General features: G+C 40.0%; 14 protein-coding genes. 11 read left to right on the forward strand and 3 right to left on the reverse strand.

The window, feature by feature from the left end:
* Positions 1-214 precede the first annotated feature (214 nt).
* The 7 genes from ACSQ6I_RS17225 to ACSQ6I_RS17255 all read left to right on the forward strand — a co-directional run bounded on the left by ACSQ6I_RS17225 (position 215) and on the right by ACSQ6I_RS17255 (position 6,955).
* Entirely contained in the window at positions 215-799 is a 585-nt protein-coding gene (locus ACSQ6I_RS17225) for a KaiA family protein (protein ID WP_438891519.1), read from the forward strand.
* Between the two features lie 92 nt (positions 800-891).
* A complete protein-coding gene (kaiB, locus tag ACSQ6I_RS17230) occupies positions 892-1,206 on the forward strand; it encodes a circadian clock protein KaiB (RefSeq protein WP_323313817.1) in 315 nt (104 codons plus the stop codon).
* A gap of 74 nt (positions 1,207-1,280) precedes the next feature.
* Positions 1,281-2,825 carry a circadian clock protein KaiC gene (kaiC, locus tag ACSQ6I_RS17235; RefSeq protein WP_438891520.1) on the forward strand — a complete coding sequence of 515 codons (1,545 nt, stop codon included), beginning with the start codon at positions 1,281-1,283 and terminating at the stop codon, positions 2,823-2,825.
* Positions 2,826-2,943: 118 nt separating this feature from the next.
* Complete coding sequence (locus tag ACSQ6I_RS17240) at positions 2,944-4,848, forward strand: TolC family protein (protein WP_438891522.1); 1,905 nt, start codon at positions 2,944-2,946, stop codon at positions 4,846-4,848.
* 203 nt (positions 4,849-5,051) lie between these two features.
* On the forward strand, positions 5,052-5,429 hold the full coding sequence (locus ACSQ6I_RS17245; protein ID WP_438891523.1) for a hypothetical protein: 378 nt from the start codon (positions 5,052-5,054) through the stop codon (positions 5,427-5,429).
* Between the two features lie 61 nt (positions 5,430-5,490).
* Complete coding sequence (locus ACSQ6I_RS17250) at positions 5,491-5,991, forward strand: hypothetical protein (RefSeq protein WP_438891524.1); 501 nt, start codon at positions 5,491-5,493, stop codon at positions 5,989-5,991.
* Between the two features lie 184 nt (positions 5,992-6,175).
* On the forward strand, positions 6,176-6,955 hold the full coding sequence (locus ACSQ6I_RS17255) for a photosystem II S4 domain protein (RefSeq protein ID WP_438891788.1): 780 nt from the start codon (positions 6,176-6,178) through the stop codon (positions 6,953-6,955).
* Between the two features lie 78 nt (positions 6,956-7,033).
* On the opposite strand, the gene ACSQ6I_RS17260 is transcribed toward ACSQ6I_RS17255, so the two are convergent.
* A complete protein-coding gene (locus ACSQ6I_RS17260; protein WP_438891525.1) occupies positions 7,034-7,816 on the reverse strand; it encodes an SDR family NAD(P)-dependent oxidoreductase in 783 nt (260 codons plus the stop codon).
* A gap of 405 nt (positions 7,817-8,221) precedes the next feature.
* Here ACSQ6I_RS17260 and ACSQ6I_RS17265 point away from each other — a divergent pair, with 405 nt between their 5' ends.
* From ACSQ6I_RS17265 to ACSQ6I_RS17275, 3 genes are all read left to right on the forward strand, one after another.
* Positions 8,222-9,484 carry a hypothetical protein gene (locus ACSQ6I_RS17265; protein ID WP_438891526.1) on the forward strand — a complete coding sequence of 421 codons (1,263 nt, stop codon included), beginning with the start codon at positions 8,222-8,224 and terminating at the stop codon, positions 9,482-9,484.
* 149 nt (positions 9,485-9,633) lie between these two features.
* The gene (locus tag ACSQ6I_RS17270; RefSeq protein WP_438891527.1) at positions 9,634-10,314 is read left to right on the forward strand and encodes an ATP-dependent Zn protease; all 681 of its coding nucleotides are present in this window, start codon (positions 9,634-9,636) and stop codon (positions 10,312-10,314) included.
* A gap of 133 nt (positions 10,315-10,447) precedes the next feature.
* Positions 10,448-11,260, forward strand: coding sequence for a Uma2 family endonuclease (locus ACSQ6I_RS17275; protein WP_438891528.1), 813 nt, complete (start codon positions 10,448-10,450; stop codon positions 11,258-11,260).
* A 24-nt stretch (positions 11,261-11,284) separates the two neighbouring features.
* Here ACSQ6I_RS17275 and ACSQ6I_RS17280 read toward each other — a convergent pair whose 3' ends face one another.
* Together ACSQ6I_RS17280 and ACSQ6I_RS17285 are read right to left on the reverse strand one after the other, a co-directional pair.
* Entirely contained in the window at positions 11,285-11,524 is a 240-nt protein-coding gene (locus ACSQ6I_RS17280) for a hypothetical protein (RefSeq protein WP_438891529.1), read from the reverse strand.
* 329 nt (positions 11,525-11,853) lie between these two features.
* Entirely contained in the window at positions 11,854-12,069 is a 216-nt protein-coding gene (locus tag ACSQ6I_RS17285) for a heavy-metal-associated domain-containing protein (protein ID WP_438891530.1), read from the reverse strand.
* 382 nt (positions 12,070-12,451) lie between these two features.
* Between ACSQ6I_RS17285 and alaS the strand changes: the two genes are divergently transcribed.
* A complete protein-coding gene (gene alaS, locus ACSQ6I_RS17290) occupies positions 12,452-15,094 on the forward strand; it encodes an alanine--tRNA ligase (protein ID WP_438891531.1) in 2,643 nt (880 codons plus the stop codon).
* The last annotated feature ends 9 nt before the right edge of the window (positions 15,095-15,103 follow it).

Raw genomic sequence — 15,103 nt, forward strand, 5'->3', positions numbered from 1 at the left:
TAGCTACTGCATCCTTTCTGCTCAACCCTTCATCAACTACTTAGTTAAGTTATACCATTCACCTGATTTAGATAGGTTATAAAGTAGCAATTCTTCAATATTTGTTGACACAAGGCGCTCTTTAACCAGGTTTTACTTAAAAGCTTTTACCCGAATAAATTAGCCCAGACACCATAGTCTGAGCGATCATCTCAAAAAAATATATAAACAATAAATGATATTACCTATATTATTGATTTGGCGAGCTGATGTTAAAAAATATTTAGATAATCATGCTGTCCTGTATAGTCATCAAAGTTTAATTGAGCAGTTATGGAATTTCATAGAGAGTATTATTACTCAATTGTTTGAATTGCCACTAGCTGTTACTGCTCCTGTAAAAATTCTCTCTTTACAGAAAATTAGACAGTTAAACACAAATGAACAATTAGCTTACAGTCAGAAATCTAGTTATGTATTAGCGTGCAATCAGCAATGGTTTCAGAAAATGAGTCCAGCCGAGAAGCAGGAAATATTAGATCAACTGAAATCAGATTACCGCCTCATTTTGATAAATTACTTTACCACAGACAAAAACCTAAAGATAATAATTGATAAATTTATCAACGCCTTATTTTATGCTAATATTCCTGTGCCACGAATTATAGAAATGCACATGGAACTCATTGACGAATTTTCCAAACAACTAAGGTTAGAAGGCAGAAGTGATGAAACATTACTAGATTACCGACTAACATTGATCGATATTTTGGCAAATCTGTGTGAAGCATATAGATGTTCGGTTTCTAAACCGAACTGAATGGAGCGAATTATAACTGGCATCTGTGGTCAATTCAGGCAAACTCTTCAGCCTATTTTGTATTCATATTCTCATACCTAGTCTATAAATTTATGAATAAAGTCGGAAAAACTTATGTTCTCAAGCTTTATGTAGCCGGGAACACACCCAACTCCGTGCGAGCTTTAAACACACTTAAAAATATATTAGAACAAGAATTTCAAGGTGTGTATGCTTTAAAAGTCATAGATGTCCTCAAAAACCCACAACTAGCCGAAGAAGACAAAATACTAGCCACACCGACATTATCTAAAATATTGCCTCCTCCTGTCCGCAAAATTATTGGTGATCTGTCAGATAGAGAAAGAGTATTGATAGGATTAGACTTACTCTATGAAGAATTGAGTGAAGAAGACTGGGAAGAGTAAAATATTACTGAACATAGTCAAAGCTTTAGTAATTTTAAAAAACAGTTTAAATAAATACCTTGATGTGATCAGCAATGAGTGACAAAGAGCAACAAGAGAAACTAAATCCACCAATTGGGGGTGTAGAGAAAATTCGCACAATGATCGAGGGCTTTGACGACATTAGTCATGGCGGCTTACCAGTTGGGAGAACAACCCTAGTCAGTGGCACTTCTGGTACAGGAAAAACTTTATTATCTCTCCAATTTCTCTATAATGGTATCACCTACTTTGATGAACCAGGAGTATTTGTAACCTTTGAGGAATCACCTAGCGATATCATAAAAAATGCCCATATCTTTGGGTGGAATTTACCACGACTAATTAAAGAAGGAAAACTATTTATTCTCGACGCATCACCTGATCCTGAAGGTCAAGATATCGTCGGTAATTTTGATCTTTCGGCTTTAATTGAGCGCTTACAATATGCGATTCGCAAATACAAAGCTAACCGTGTTTCCATTGACTCCATCACAGCAGTATTTCAGCAATATGAAGCTGTGGGAGTAGTACGACGGGAAATATTTCGGTTAGTAGCACGTCTTAAACAACTAAGTGTCACCACTATAATTACAACTGAGCGTGGTGAAGAATATGGACCTGTAGCGTCTTTTGGTGTAGAAGAATTTGTCTCTGACAATGTAGTAATTGTTCGCAACGTCTTAGAAGGAGAACGTCGCCGACGCACACTAGAAATTCTCAAATTGCGCGGTACGACTCACATGAAGGGTGAATATCCATTTACAATCACCAACGCAGGAGTCAACATTTTTCCGTTAGGCGCAATGCGTTTAACACAACGATCTTCAAATGTCCGCGTATCTTCAGGAGTCAAAACCCTGGATGAAATGTGTGGTGGTGGTTTCTTTAAAGATTCAATTATTTTAGCCACAGGGGCTACTGGTACTGGTAAAACCCTATTAGTCAGCAAGTTCATTCAAGATGGTTGTGTTGGCGGTGAGCGAGCCATATTATTTGCTTACGAAGAATCCCGCGCTCAACTGTCTCGCAATGCTTATTCTTGGGGAATTGACTTTGAAGAATTAGAAGACCAAGGGTTACTAAAAATAATTTGTACCTATCCCGAATCAACGGGATTAGAAGATCACTTACAAATTATTAAATCAGAGATTGCCGATTTTAAACCAGCCCGTATCGCTATTGATTCCCTTTCTGCGATGGCTAGAGGCGTTAGTAATAATGCTTTTCGGCAGTTTGTAATCGGGGTAACAGGGTATGCTAAACAAGAAGAAATTACTGGCTTCTTTACCAATACAAGTGACCAATTTATGGGGTCACATTCAATTACTGATTCTCACATTTCCACGATTACTGATACGATTATCATGTTGCAGTACGTAGAAATTCATGGAGAAATGTCGCGGGCGATTAACGTTTTCAAAATGCGGGGTTCATGGCACGATAAGGGGATTCGCGAGTACAATATTACTGCTGACGGGCCTAATATTAAAGACTCTTTCCGTAATTATGAACGAATTGTCAGCGGAGCGCCTACCCGCGTTAGCATAGACGAAAAGGCGGAACTTTCTCGCATTGTCAAACGTTTTGAAGACAAATAGAGTTCTGATCTTAACTTCGGTATAGTACTATATTTTTTGCTTCATTTAGTATCGTGCTATATTCTGTGTGGAGACAAGTTTTCTGCCGCTAGTATAGATTTTCGTGTGAGGAGATGCGGTGAAAGGACAGCAATTATTTTATAGTTTCTTACCTGGTGTAACAGCAGCGGTATTAACAACTCAGTCGGCTTGGGCTGGTACCGTAAAAGTAGGTGAGGTAAAGCTGGTGTCTTCTCCTAGTGTGTTGACTGCAAATGATGTGAAAACTTCGATCGCAGACAATATCAATAGGCAACTGCCTAATACTGCGGTTGACAGTTCTCCAGTTTTAGTACCTGCCCTTGATTTCAGGAACCTGAGTGAGAAACCTTTGGTTAACCATAGTGTTCCAGAAATGGCTGTTGTTAACAATGCCAAAGTACCGATAGAAAAAATATCAAAAACAGTTTTACCGGTTACGGCTACTGGTGGCAAGGTAGCACAGCTACCAGCAAAAAATAAATGTTTACAGGCAGGGCAGAAAAGCCAAGCAGCTTTGCTCCTAGCCTTAAGTGCCTGTTCACAAAAAAAGGCCACTATTAAGCGGGTAGCCCAGGTGACTGTTCCCACTGAATCGGGAACGCCTAATACTTCAGAGCCACCTAATCAAAATACAGAAACTGTCACCCCTGTACCAACAGGCTCTGTAGAGACTCCTGAACAACTCAATCCTAGTCATAATCCTCTGTTATTTCCGACTGAACCAGAGGAAGTGAGACTCCAGACAAATCAGCCAATTAGTTTGTCACAGGCTCTAGAACTGGCAAAGCGCAATAATAATGAGTTGCAGGTGTCAATATTGCAGCTGGAACGCAGTAAAGGCTCTGTCAGGGAGCAACAAGCTGCTTTGTTGCCAACTGTGGGATTGAGTGGCAGTGTCGCTAATAGTCGTAGTGCTTCTAGTACACTAGCAGCTACTCAACAACAGAAGTTGAATCCAAATGCCCCTGATGCCAGCGCTGATACTAGTTTCAGTGGCCAAGCACAACTGAGATATGACCTTTATACCTCTGGCAGACGGAATGCGGCGATTAGAGAGGCTGAGGAACAGGTACGCATTCAGGAATTGGATGTGGAAAGGCAAGTTGAGGACATTCGCTTGAATGTGGCTAGAGAATACTACGATTTGCAACAAGCAGATGAAAATGTACGTATTTCTCAGTCGGCTGTGCAGAATGCTGAGGCTAGTTTGCGAGATGCGAATGCTCTAGAGCGGGCTGGTGTAGGGACTCGGTTCGATGTGTTGCGATCGCAGGTAAATTTAGCTAATGCTCAACAAGACCTGACAAATGCTGTTTCCCAGCAACAAATTGCCCGTCGTCGATTAGCAACTCGCTTAAATATTCCCCAGTCAGTAAATATCAGCGCGGCTGATCCTGTACAATTGGCTGGTTTGTGGAACGAAACTCTGGAAAAGAGTATTGTTCTGGCTTATCAAAACCGTCCTGAACTACAACAGCAGTTGGCACAGCGTCAAATTAGCGAGCAACAAAGAAGACAAGCTTTGGCTGCTTTGGGACCACAGATTAGTTTAGTTGCCAGCTATGATCTGCTAGATGTGTTCAATGATAGTACCAGCGTTAGCGATGGTTATTCAGTGGGCGTGCAAGCCACCCTAAATTTATATGATGGGGGAGCAGCAAAAGCTAGAGCGTCTCAGGCAAAATCTAACATTGCGATCGCAGAAACTCAATTTTCTGAACAACGCAATCAAATTCGCTTTCAAGTAGAACAAGCCTATTCTACCCAGCGATCTAATCTAGAGAATGTGCAGACTGCTAATGTGGCTCTAGAACAAGCTAAAGAGGCTCTAAGATTAGCCCGTTTGCGATTCCAAGCAGGTGTAGGTACTCAAACTGATGTCATTAACTCAGAAAATGACCTCACAAGATCCGAAGGTAATCGTATTCGAGCAATTTTGGATTACAACCGCGCTCTGACTGAGCTACAACGCTTTGTTACCTCCAGAGCTTTTAATCAGTAACTCAAGTTGCTAGTCATCTAGTGTAGGCTGGTAACAGGTAATTGGTTAAATTTCTGTTAAAAGCAACAAAAAGCCTCATTGACAGTAAATAAACTGCAAAATGAGGCTTTTTAGTTGAAAAGGTTATATTTGGTACAGGGTAATAGGGGGCTGAATTCCTGACTCCTGACTCCTGACTCCTGATTCCTGAACTCCTTCTTCCCATGACTAAAGTAACATCAAAAGAAATCGCCCAGTTTCGCTCTCAATTAGCAGATGATCCCCAGGCTATGGAAGCGCTAGACTTGATTGAGGACTGTGAAGGGGACTTAGAAGATGCAGCCATGAGCCTAGCAATTCGGGCTGGACAAGAACCAGAACAAACAAATGCTGAGTGGTTGGAAGCTTTAGCAAAAAAATGGCGTGCTGTCATTTGTGAACAAGAATATCGAAATGACTTATTGAATGGCTCAATTGTAGAAATGATGGCACATTTAAAAACAATCCCTTCATTTCCGAAAATTTTGGCAACCCCAGTTTTGATATATATTATTCAGCAAGGCGTAAATAATTTTTGTGCGCCACTAGATTCGCTAAAATAACATTGGTGCTGATACGCTGTTAATTCAGGCAAACCTCAGTCAAATAACCATTTTAAAATCAATGAATTACCTTGTTGCCGTATTAGCAGACCGCATCCAAGCTGAATCTGCTTACTTAGGCTTAGAAAGAGAAGGCATAAATAGTACTATTCTCGGTAGAGGATACAAAACCGCTGACGAGTTTGGCTTAATTGACCCCAAAGAGCAAGCGCGAAAACAAGCAAAACTAATGTCATTCTGGTTAGTACCATTTGGCTTTTTTGCTGGTTTTACCTTCAGTTTAATTACCGGGCTAGATACCTTCGCTTGGGCTGGAGAAATTGGTAATCATGTCGTTGGTGGTTTATTGGGTGCCGGTGCTGGTGGGATGGGTAGCGTATTTGTTGGCGGTGGAGTTGGTTTAGTTGAAGGTGGTGGAGATGCTTTACCCTACCGCAACCGCTTAAATGCTGGCAAATACATAATTGTAGTTCAGGGTTCAGAAACTTTGACTCGCCAAGCTACTCGCATATTACGCCAGTTTGAGCCAGAAAATCTCCAAGGTTATGCAGAAACAAACTAATTAGTCAGTACTGAGTACCGAGTGCTGAGTAATGAATTTTTTTTTCCTCTTCCTCAATACCCATGTTACCTAACCGAGTGCTGAGTACCGAGTACTGAGTAATGAATTTTCTCCTCTTCCTCAATACCTATGTTACTCAACCGAGTGCTGAGTAATGAATTTTTTTCCCTCTTCCTCAATACCCATGTTACCTAGAGAAGAACTTTTAAAAAGTGTTGAAAACCGCGATAGTATAGCTCGTGTGATTGACCAGGCAGAGCAAGCTATTAAGACCTGGGAAGTAGTTTATACTGATTTTTTGTCTCCGCCAGAGTTGGCAGAAATTCAACGGGTATTTAGCCGATTAACAGAGGTGCATTTAGTGGCGTGGGGTGGATATCCCCAAGCTGAACGTCAAAGAATTGCGATCGCACGTTCTGAGTTACCTTTAGATCAATCTCAAGTTGCGATCGCAGCTTTAGAAATTGCGGGTAATTTCCTATTTGATACGGCCACTCACCGCGACTTTTTGGGGGCGATGTTGGGGACGGGAATTGTCCGCGAAAAGACGGGAGATATTATCGTCTTAGGAGAAAGAGGGTCTCAGGTAATAGTCGTCCCCGAATTGACAGAATTTTTGGAGATGAGTCTCCAGCAGGTGCGTTCAGTCCCTGTGAAAACCCAGCGAATTGATATCAACGAGTTAAAAATCCGCGAACCGAAGAAAAAAGAATTAACCACTGTGGAGGCTTCTTTACGTTTGGATGCGATCGCATCTGCCGGTTTTGGAATGTCCCGCAGCAAAATGGTGGATTTAATTGACTCTAATGATGTTCGTGTCAATTGGAAAGAAGTTACCCAAGCCAGTTTTCAACTCAAATCAGGCGATTTAATTGCCATTCGCGGTAAAGGACGTTTAGAAGTTGGCGAAATCGCCGTTACCAAAAAAGACCGTTACCGTATGCAATTGACTAGGTATATGTAGGAGTGGGGAATAGAGAACAGGGAATGGGTAATAGGTAATAATTTTTCCAATTACGAATTACGAATTACGAATTACGAATTACCCATTATTTTTAAACTGTTTTGCGATCGCACTTACCAGAGATTCCCTTGGTAAAAATCTGTGCATATTGACGATTAATTGATTTGCCCAACCACCGCTAACCACTGTCGAATCGCCTTTTTCTAAAGCTTGCAAAGCATCACGCACAACTGCTTCAGGAGTCGCTATTTTATTGTTTGCACCTGCCAACTTTGAAGGAAAACGAGCTTCTGTGAAAAAGTCTGTTTCTGTTGGCCCTGGACAAACTACCAAGACGTGGACACCATAATCACGATTTTCTGCCCACAATGCTTCACTAAAACTGAGAACAAAAGCCTTAGTTGCCGCATAAACAGAAAGATAAGGCATTGGTTGAAATCCGGCAATTGAGGAAACATTAATTATGCTACCAGAACGTCTTTGCCGCATTAAAGGTAGAAATTTGTGGGTTAAATCTACTAATGCCATAATATTCAATTGAATCATATTTAATTGCCGTTCTCCTTCCCGTTCGGCAAAATCGCCATAATCGCCAAAACCAGCGTTATTAACTAACAAATCAATTGTTAATCCCTTGGTTTTTATGGCATCAAATACCTCATTAGTGGCATTTGGTTCGGTCAAGTCTTTAGCTATAAATTCTACTTGTATTTTGTATTGCTGTTGTAATTGTGTGGCTATTTGGGTCAGTTTTTCTACGGAACGGGCAACGAGAACAAGATTAGTTTTGCGTGCGGCTAATTCTTCTGCAAAAGCTTTGCCAATTCCGCCAGATGCACCGGTAATTAAAGCTGTTGACATTTTAGATATTATCTGATTTATTCGCTCACCTTATTTATAGTAGCAACTCTTTTTCCCACTTGTTGTCAACAACAAAGGTTGATTTGAAAATCTATGGTAAGGATTCAGGATACAGAATAGAGAATTTAGAAGAAATAAGACTTTGACTATTATGCTTGTGTGAGAATCTCGAATCTGTTAATTCCTGATTTGACAATTCTAGGACTTACGCACCAGTCACGGAAAATCGTTCGCGAAGCGTGTCGAAGACATACCGCAGAGGACGCAGAGGACGCAGAAAAATAAGAGTTTGAGAGGTTTTTTGCGTAAGTCCTAAATTCTTCTGACTCCTGAATCCTTACAATCTATGTATTATTTTCAGCCACAGATGGGAATACTAGGTTTAGTAGAGATTAGGTATGATTTATGTTGGGTAAAATCAAATTTGCGGCTGTTTTTATCGCAGGTACAGCGGGGGTTTTGTGGGTTGTGAACTTGCCATACCCAATGATTCGCAAACCGGTGGCACAGGTAGCACCCTTGCTGCTGTTACCTAGCTTTATGAGTATGGATCATCACTATCGAGGTGCTATTGATTCTCTGGAACAAGCAGATCAGTTAATTAGTCGAGCCACTAGCACTGCGGATATTGAACTGGGTGGGGAAAAGGTCAAAGCTGCAAAAAAACACTTGGAGAATTTGCCAGTATGGTTTTTGGGTTACTATCCTCAACGTTATTGTAGCCTGTTCAGTTGTAGTTGGCAGTTTACTTTTGATGAATTTGAACAAGCACGACAACGAATAGCGCGATTAGATGCTGTAGTTTTCCAAGACAAAAATGCTTTGATTCCTTTGAATGATGCAAGAAAAGCTTTATCAGATGCAAAACAGCAATATGAACAAGCTACAACTACAAAAGATAGAGAGAAAGCGATCGCATCCTGGCAAACAGCTATAGATCAATTAGAGGAAATTTCTCGACAAACTCTAGCTGGGAGAACGGCACAAACTCAACTCATAGCCTATAAACGCGATTTTCAAAATGCGCGGGTTGGTAATTTTATTGCTGCTGCCCAAGAATTTGATTTAGAAGCGCAAAAAATACAACCAACAAAATCTCAAACTGCATCAGAATTATGGCTACAAGCAATTAACCGACTCGAACAAGTTCCCAATGATAATCCCCGCTATTTAGATGCACAAAAATTAATTGCTGCATATCAAGTTAAACAAAAAGTTGTGAGTGATACGAGTAGTGGGACATATATTGAAGGGGCAAAGCAGTTTGCTTTAGCGGCTGCAAAAGCGTCCCAAAATCCGCCCCATTCGGCGCTTGAGTGGCAACAAATTGGTAATTTATGGGAAAAAGCGATCGCACAATTGGAAAGAATTCGAGTTGAAGAACCAAGTTATGTGGAAGCACAAAGGTTATTAGCACAGTATCAAACTAACTTGGGAATTATCGAAAATCGTCGCCAAATTGAAAATACTTCTCAGGAAATTCTCAACCAGGCTAATAGCGAAATTCAAAGATTGATTGCTTCTCCACCAACTGATAAAAATGAAATGAAAGCCGAAATCCAGGGAATAATAACTCGTTTAAATACTATTAAAACAGGGACAACTTCTTACACGGAAGCACAGCGATTATTGACATTGGCAAATCAAAAAATTCAGCAAATAAAGTAATTGATGGTGTTGATCTGATAATTGCTTTTTGTAAATGAGGGTTATTATGAAGTGTGCATAAGCTTTATAATAGAAAAAGTAGTATTGGCATTTGCTGTCAATAAACGCTTCATAATAAAAAAAATTAAGCCGGACTTTAAATAAATTCCATGAGTCAAACTGCGATCAATTTAATTGCGATATCTGTCTTTTTCATCACCCTCTCAACTCTGTTAGGCCCCTTGATACACCTGTCACCGACAGTACCAGCTTTAGTAACTGTGGCGTTTTTGGGTGTTGCGACTTTGGATAATTTCAGCTTTCAGGGGAAGGGAGGGACAGTAGTATTAGATTGGTTAGCGCGATTTTCTCCAGAATACCGCGATCGCATTTTACATCATGAAGCAGGTCATTTTCTCGTCGCTCACCTGTTGGGGATTCCTGTCACCGGCTACACTCTCAGTGCGTGGGAAGCTTGGAGAATAGGACAACCAGGACAAGGTGGGGTGATTTTGGAAGATAGCGAAATTGCCAAACAATTGGAAAAAGGGAAAATTACAGTCTCGATGTGCGATCGCTATTGTAATATTTGGATGGCAGGAATTGCTGCGGAAATGTTGGTTTTTAAATCTGCTGAGGGTGGTGGTGATGATAAAGCTAAGTTAAATCAATTTTTAGCAGCTTTGGGTTTTGAAGAGAATGTTTTTGAGCAGAAACAACGTTTTTATTTGCTGCAAGCTAAAAATTTGATTCAGGAAAATTGGGAGAATTATCAAAATTTAGTGGAAGCAATGAGAAAAGGGGTTAATGTTGAAGAATGTAAAAAGGTAATTGGTGAAATGAGTATATAATCGAGTGATCAGATTCCCCACTTCTTTTGATATCATGTAAATAAATTGTGAATTGAACTCAGAACTCAGGGATCTTGTTATTCATAAATGATTTAGGGTTACTATAGAATTTATCTATTGAGGACAGGGAAAAATGTATCAAACAGATCCGCCACTTTCCCCGAAAGAAACATTACCCACAATGTATGATCTACCCAGTGAAGATCCAGAGGAGAAAGGTTTGCCAGATCAATTTCATTTATTGCAACCACAATTGTTATCAGCAACATTTACTCCTGCTAATTATAAGACTGAGGAAATATTTACAGCCAGTGACATGAATCTGTATTATGATTCTCGTCATCCATTGTGGTATAAACGCCCTGATTGGTTTGCGGTTTTGGGTGTACCTTATTTGTATGGTGATCAGCAAGATTTAAGATTAAGTTATGTAGTTTGGCAAGAAGGAGTTAATCCTTATATTGTGGTAGAATTATTATCACCAGGAACAGAAAAAGAAGATTTAGGTCAAACATTGCGAGATGTGGAAAAACCACCTGGTAAATGGGAAATTTATGAGCAGATTTTAAGAGTACCTTATTACGCAATTTTTGATCGTTATCAATCTGAATTTAGAATGTTTCAATTAAATGGCGATCGCTATACTGAAGCAACTTTATCAAATTCCCGGTTCTGGATACCCAGTATAGAATTAGGTTTAGGAGTTTGGCAAGGTAGTTATAAAAATGTAAATATGCCTTGGTTACGTTGGTATGATAAAGATGGGAATTGGGTGTTAACTCCCACAGAACAGGAAAGGCAACGTGCAGAACAGGAGAGACAACGCGCAGATCAAGAAGAACAACGCGCGGATCAAGAAAGACAACGTGCAGATCAAGAAAGACAAAAAACAGAAAAATTAATTGCACAATTGCGATCGCTTGGTCTTGAACCTGATTTAGATTAGACTGATTTTTTGATTTATTATCTGCTATTGTCCTCTTCCTGGTTTACAATCTGCAAAACCTAATGCTTCTGTATCCAGGAAACTGGCTATGGCCATTTCAATAACGGCCTCAACTGGATACTCGGATTCAGTTGCACGGGCAATTAAAGCTGCTCTAATTTTTTCCGGTAAGCGTTCTAAGATGATTGCAGCATCAGAAGCAGAAAGTTGTTCCAACGGTTCTACTTGCGTAACTTTACTGTTCGGTTGGTATTTAAATCGCATCTAATATTACTTTAGCCTGGATTTTTGGCGTTGCTGAATTGAGGTATAAAAATCAAAAATTCCATTTCTCAAACTCTTACTCTTTGCGCCACCCTTCTCTACGAGAGGCTACGCCAACGGGAACGCTTTCAGCGAACTGCGCCTCTGCGTGAGACAAATTCATACTTTCATTCACCAACGCCGGATTTTTAGATCAGATTCTTTTGCCGCCATAAAAAAAAGAAAGCGGATTGCAGAGCAATTATCTCACAAATCTGGTTTTCAACTCTGCTGAGTGTGGATTCTTCACAAATCCCCCTGATTCTAACTGTGGGGAATTTTCAAGACTATCAATAATCTTCAATATGATATCCAGCTGCAACAATTACCTGTTTGATTGACTCTTCAGAAGCGATAGATTCAGAAGCTGTGGGTTCAACAGTAACAGTTTTAGCCTGGACATCAACATCAACTTTGGCATCAGGCATCATCGTGTGGATAGACTCAGTAATAGTTTTTGCACATTTATCACCAGCAAGATTCGATACTTTCATTTTCAGAGCCATACATGACCTTTTTTTTAATATAATCCTTCACTAAATAAGTATCATTGATTTAAGCAAGTTTAATCATCCTACTAGAGTTATATAAATTTCATGAAAGGTATCAGCTATTGGAGATAGGTAGTTTTTGTAAACAAAGACCACTCTAAACGCTGAAGCAGTGGCTTTTAAGATACTTTCCCGAATATTTTTGCCAAATTAAGATACTTCCATTGGCAAGCAATTGAAACAAAATGCAAAAATAGAATAATGCTGCTTTTGCAAATATAGCGGTTTCTGATTAACCTAACTTGCTTTGTGTAATAGAGAATGTAGAGACTTGTAGAATATAAGTCTTTGGCCTGTGTAACTGTTCCTTTGATTAAAACTATTTTTGTAATTACTCATGTCTTCAACTCCCCAGTATCTTAGCGGTAACGATATTCGCGCTTTATTCCTTGACTTCTACACCCAACGGGGACACCAAGCGCTTCCGAGTGCTTCCCTGGTTCCAGAAGATCCTACTGTGCTGCTGACTATTGCGGGGATGTTACCGTTTAAACCGATATTTCTGGGACAGCGGACACCGGAATTTAAACGCGCTACGACTTCTCAGAAATGTATACGTACCAATGATATCGAAAATGTGGGACGGACAAAGCGCCATCATACATTTTTTGAGATGTTGGGAAATTTTAGCTTTGGTGATTATTTTAAAGCACAAGCGATCGCATGGGGTTGGGAAATATCAACTCAAGTTTTTGGGATTTCTCCTCAAAATCTCGTTGTCAGTGTGTTTGAGGAAGATGACGAAGCTTTTGCAATTTGGCGCGATAATATTGGTGTCACCGAAAAACGCATCAAGCGCATGGGTGCAGATGATAACTTTTGGGTATCTGGCCCCACTGGACCCTGTGGCCCTTGTTCGGAAATTTATTACGATTTTCACCCAGAATTAGGTGATGATAACATTGATTTAGAAGATGATACCCGATTTATCGAGTTTTATAACTTGGTATTCATGCAATATAATCGGGATGCTTCGGGAAATTTAACGCCGCTGCAAAATCAGAATATTGACACAGGAATGGGTTTGGAAAGAATGGCGCAAATCCTCCAAAAAGTGCCAAATAATTATGAAACAGATTTGATTTTCCCGATTCTCGAAACTGCGGCAAAAATTGCCAAGATTGATTATCATCAAAGTGATGAAAATACCAAGATTTCTTTAAAAGTAATTGGTGATCATGTCCGTTCTGTTGTTCACATGATCGCTGATGAAATTCGTGCTTCTAATGTTGGTAGAGGTTATGTTTTACGGCGTTTGATTCGTCGCGTAGTTAGACATGGGAGATTAATTGGTATTTCTGGAGAATTTATTAACCAAGTTGCAGAAACAGCAATTTCTCTTTCTGAATCAGTTTACCCCAATTTGCGAAAAAGAGAAGCTGCGATTAAAGCGGAATTGCAACGGGAAGAAGTCAATTTCTTGAAAACTTTAGATAGAGGAGAAAAGCTGTTATCTGAAATTATCTCAACCGTAAAACAGCAAGGACAAAAATCTATTACTGGTGAAAGTGCTTTTACTCTCTATGATACCTACGGTTTTCCATTAGAATTAACCCAAGAAGTTGCAGAAGAAAATAATCTGACTGTTGACGTTGAAGGTTTCAATGCAGAAATGCAAAAACAGGTAGAACGGGCAAAATCTGCACACGAAACTATTGATTTAACTGTGCAAGGTTCTTTAGATAAACTTGCAGAACATATCCACTCGACAGATTTTATCGGTTATACCGCAACAGCAACAACAGCAAAAATCGAAGTTTTGTTAGTTTCAGGTGTTTCCGAGGAAGCAGCAGAAGCAGGAACAGAAGTACAAATTGTTTTAGATAAAACTCCTTTTTACGCTGAATCGGGTGGACAAATCGGAGATAAGGGATATATTTCCGGTGACGGTGTTTTAATCAGAATAGAAGATGTGAAAAAAGAATCTGATTTCTTTATTCATTTCGGACGCATTGAAAGAGGTACAATTAGAATTGGTGATCATGTCACCGCACAAATTGACACCGCTTGTCGTCGTCGCGCTCAAGCTAATCATACAGCAACTCATTTATTACAAGCTGCATTAAAGAAAGTTGTTGATGAAGGAATTTCTCAAGCTGGTTCTTTAGTTTCTTTTGATAGATTGCGGTTTGATTTTAACTGTCCCCGCGCTTTAACTGCTGAGGAAGTTCAACAAATTGAAGAATTAGTAAATACTTGGATTTCGGAAGCTCATACTGCTAAAATAGAAGTACTGCCTATAGCGGAAGCAAAAGCTAAAGGTGCAGTTGCCATGTTTGGGGAAAAGTACGGTGATGATGTGCGCGTGATTGATTTCCCTGGTGTGTCAATGGAACTGTGCGGGGGAACCCACGTTAGCAATACTGCGGAAATTGGCGTTTTCAAGATTATTTCGGAAGCGGGAGTAGCTTCTGGGGTAAGAAGAATAGAAGCGGTTTCTGGTGCAGCGATATTGGATTATTTGAACGTGCGTGATAAAGTGGTTAAAGATTTGAGCGATCGCTTTAAAGTCAAACCAGAAGAGATACCCGACAGAATCACAACTCTACAAACCGAACTCCGCAACAGCGAAAAACAAATCGAAAGCCTGAAAGCACAGATAGCCATAGTCAAATCTGACAGCTTATTACAGACTGCGGAAAGCGTAGGTGAACATAAGATAATTATCGCCCAAATGGAAGACGTGGACGCAGAATCATTAAAAGCTGCTGCGGAAAGATTATTGCAAAAAATCGGTAACGGTGCGGTGGTTTTAGGTTCAGTTCCCGAAGCCGGGAAAGTGAGTATAGTTGCAGCTTTCAGCCCCGAAGTGAATAAGAAAGGTATACAAGCTGGAAAATTTGTCGGGAATATAGCTAAGATTTGCGGTGGTGGTGGTGGTGGAAAACCCAATTTAGCCCAAGCTGGGGGAAGAGACGCAAGTAAGTTACCGCAAGCTTTGGAAACTGCGAAAACTGAATTGCAAACATCTTTAAGTTAGCATTTTGTG

It is taken from the genome of Anabaena sp. WFMT, assembly GCF_051781005.1.
Lineage (GTDB): Bacteria > Cyanobacteriota > Cyanobacteriia > Cyanobacteriales > Nostocaceae > Anabaena.

Excerpts from the sequence above, each read along its gene's own strand:
- ACSQ6I_RS17225 (WP_438891519.1), top strand. The coding sequence starts at position 215 with ATGATATTACCTATATTATTGATTTGGCGAGCTGATGTTAAAAAATAT.
- kaiB (WP_323313817.1), top strand. The coding sequence starts at position 892 with ATGAATAAAGTCGGAAAAACTTATGTTCTCAAGCTTTATGTAGCCGGG.
- kaiC (WP_438891520.1), top strand. The coding sequence starts at position 1,281 with ATGAGTGACAAAGAGCAACAAGAGAAACTAAATCCACCAATTGGGGGT.
- ACSQ6I_RS17245 (WP_438891523.1), top strand. The coding sequence starts at position 5,052 with ATGACTAAAGTAACATCAAAAGAAATCGCCCAGTTTCGCTCTCAATTA.
- ACSQ6I_RS17250 (WP_438891524.1), top strand. The coding sequence starts at position 5,491 with ATGAATTACCTTGTTGCCGTATTAGCAGACCGCATCCAAGCTGAATCT.
- ACSQ6I_RS17255 (WP_438891788.1), top strand. The coding sequence starts at position 6,176 with ATGTTACCTAGAGAAGAACTTTTAAAAAGTGTTGAAAACCGCGATAGT.
- ACSQ6I_RS17260 (WP_438891525.1), bottom strand. The coding sequence starts at position 7,816 with ATGTCAACAGCTTTAATTACCGGTGCATCTGGCGGAATTGGCAAAGCT.
- ACSQ6I_RS17265 (WP_438891526.1), top strand. The coding sequence starts at position 8,222 with ATGTTGGGTAAAATCAAATTTGCGGCTGTTTTTATCGCAGGTACAGCG.
- ACSQ6I_RS17270 (WP_438891527.1), top strand. The coding sequence starts at position 9,634 with ATGAGTCAAACTGCGATCAATTTAATTGCGATATCTGTCTTTTTCATC.
- ACSQ6I_RS17275 (WP_438891528.1), top strand. The coding sequence starts at position 10,448 with ATGTATCAAACAGATCCGCCACTTTCCCCGAAAGAAACATTACCCACA.
- ACSQ6I_RS17280 (WP_438891529.1), bottom strand. The coding sequence starts at position 11,524 with ATGCGATTTAAATACCAACCGAACAGTAAAGTTACGCAAGTAGAACCG.
- ACSQ6I_RS17285 (WP_438891530.1), bottom strand. The coding sequence starts at position 12,069 with ATGGCTCTGAAAATGAAAGTATCGAATCTTGCTGGTGATAAATGTGCA.
- alaS (WP_438891531.1), top strand. The coding sequence starts at position 12,452 with ATGTCTTCAACTCCCCAGTATCTTAGCGGTAACGATATTCGCGCTTTA.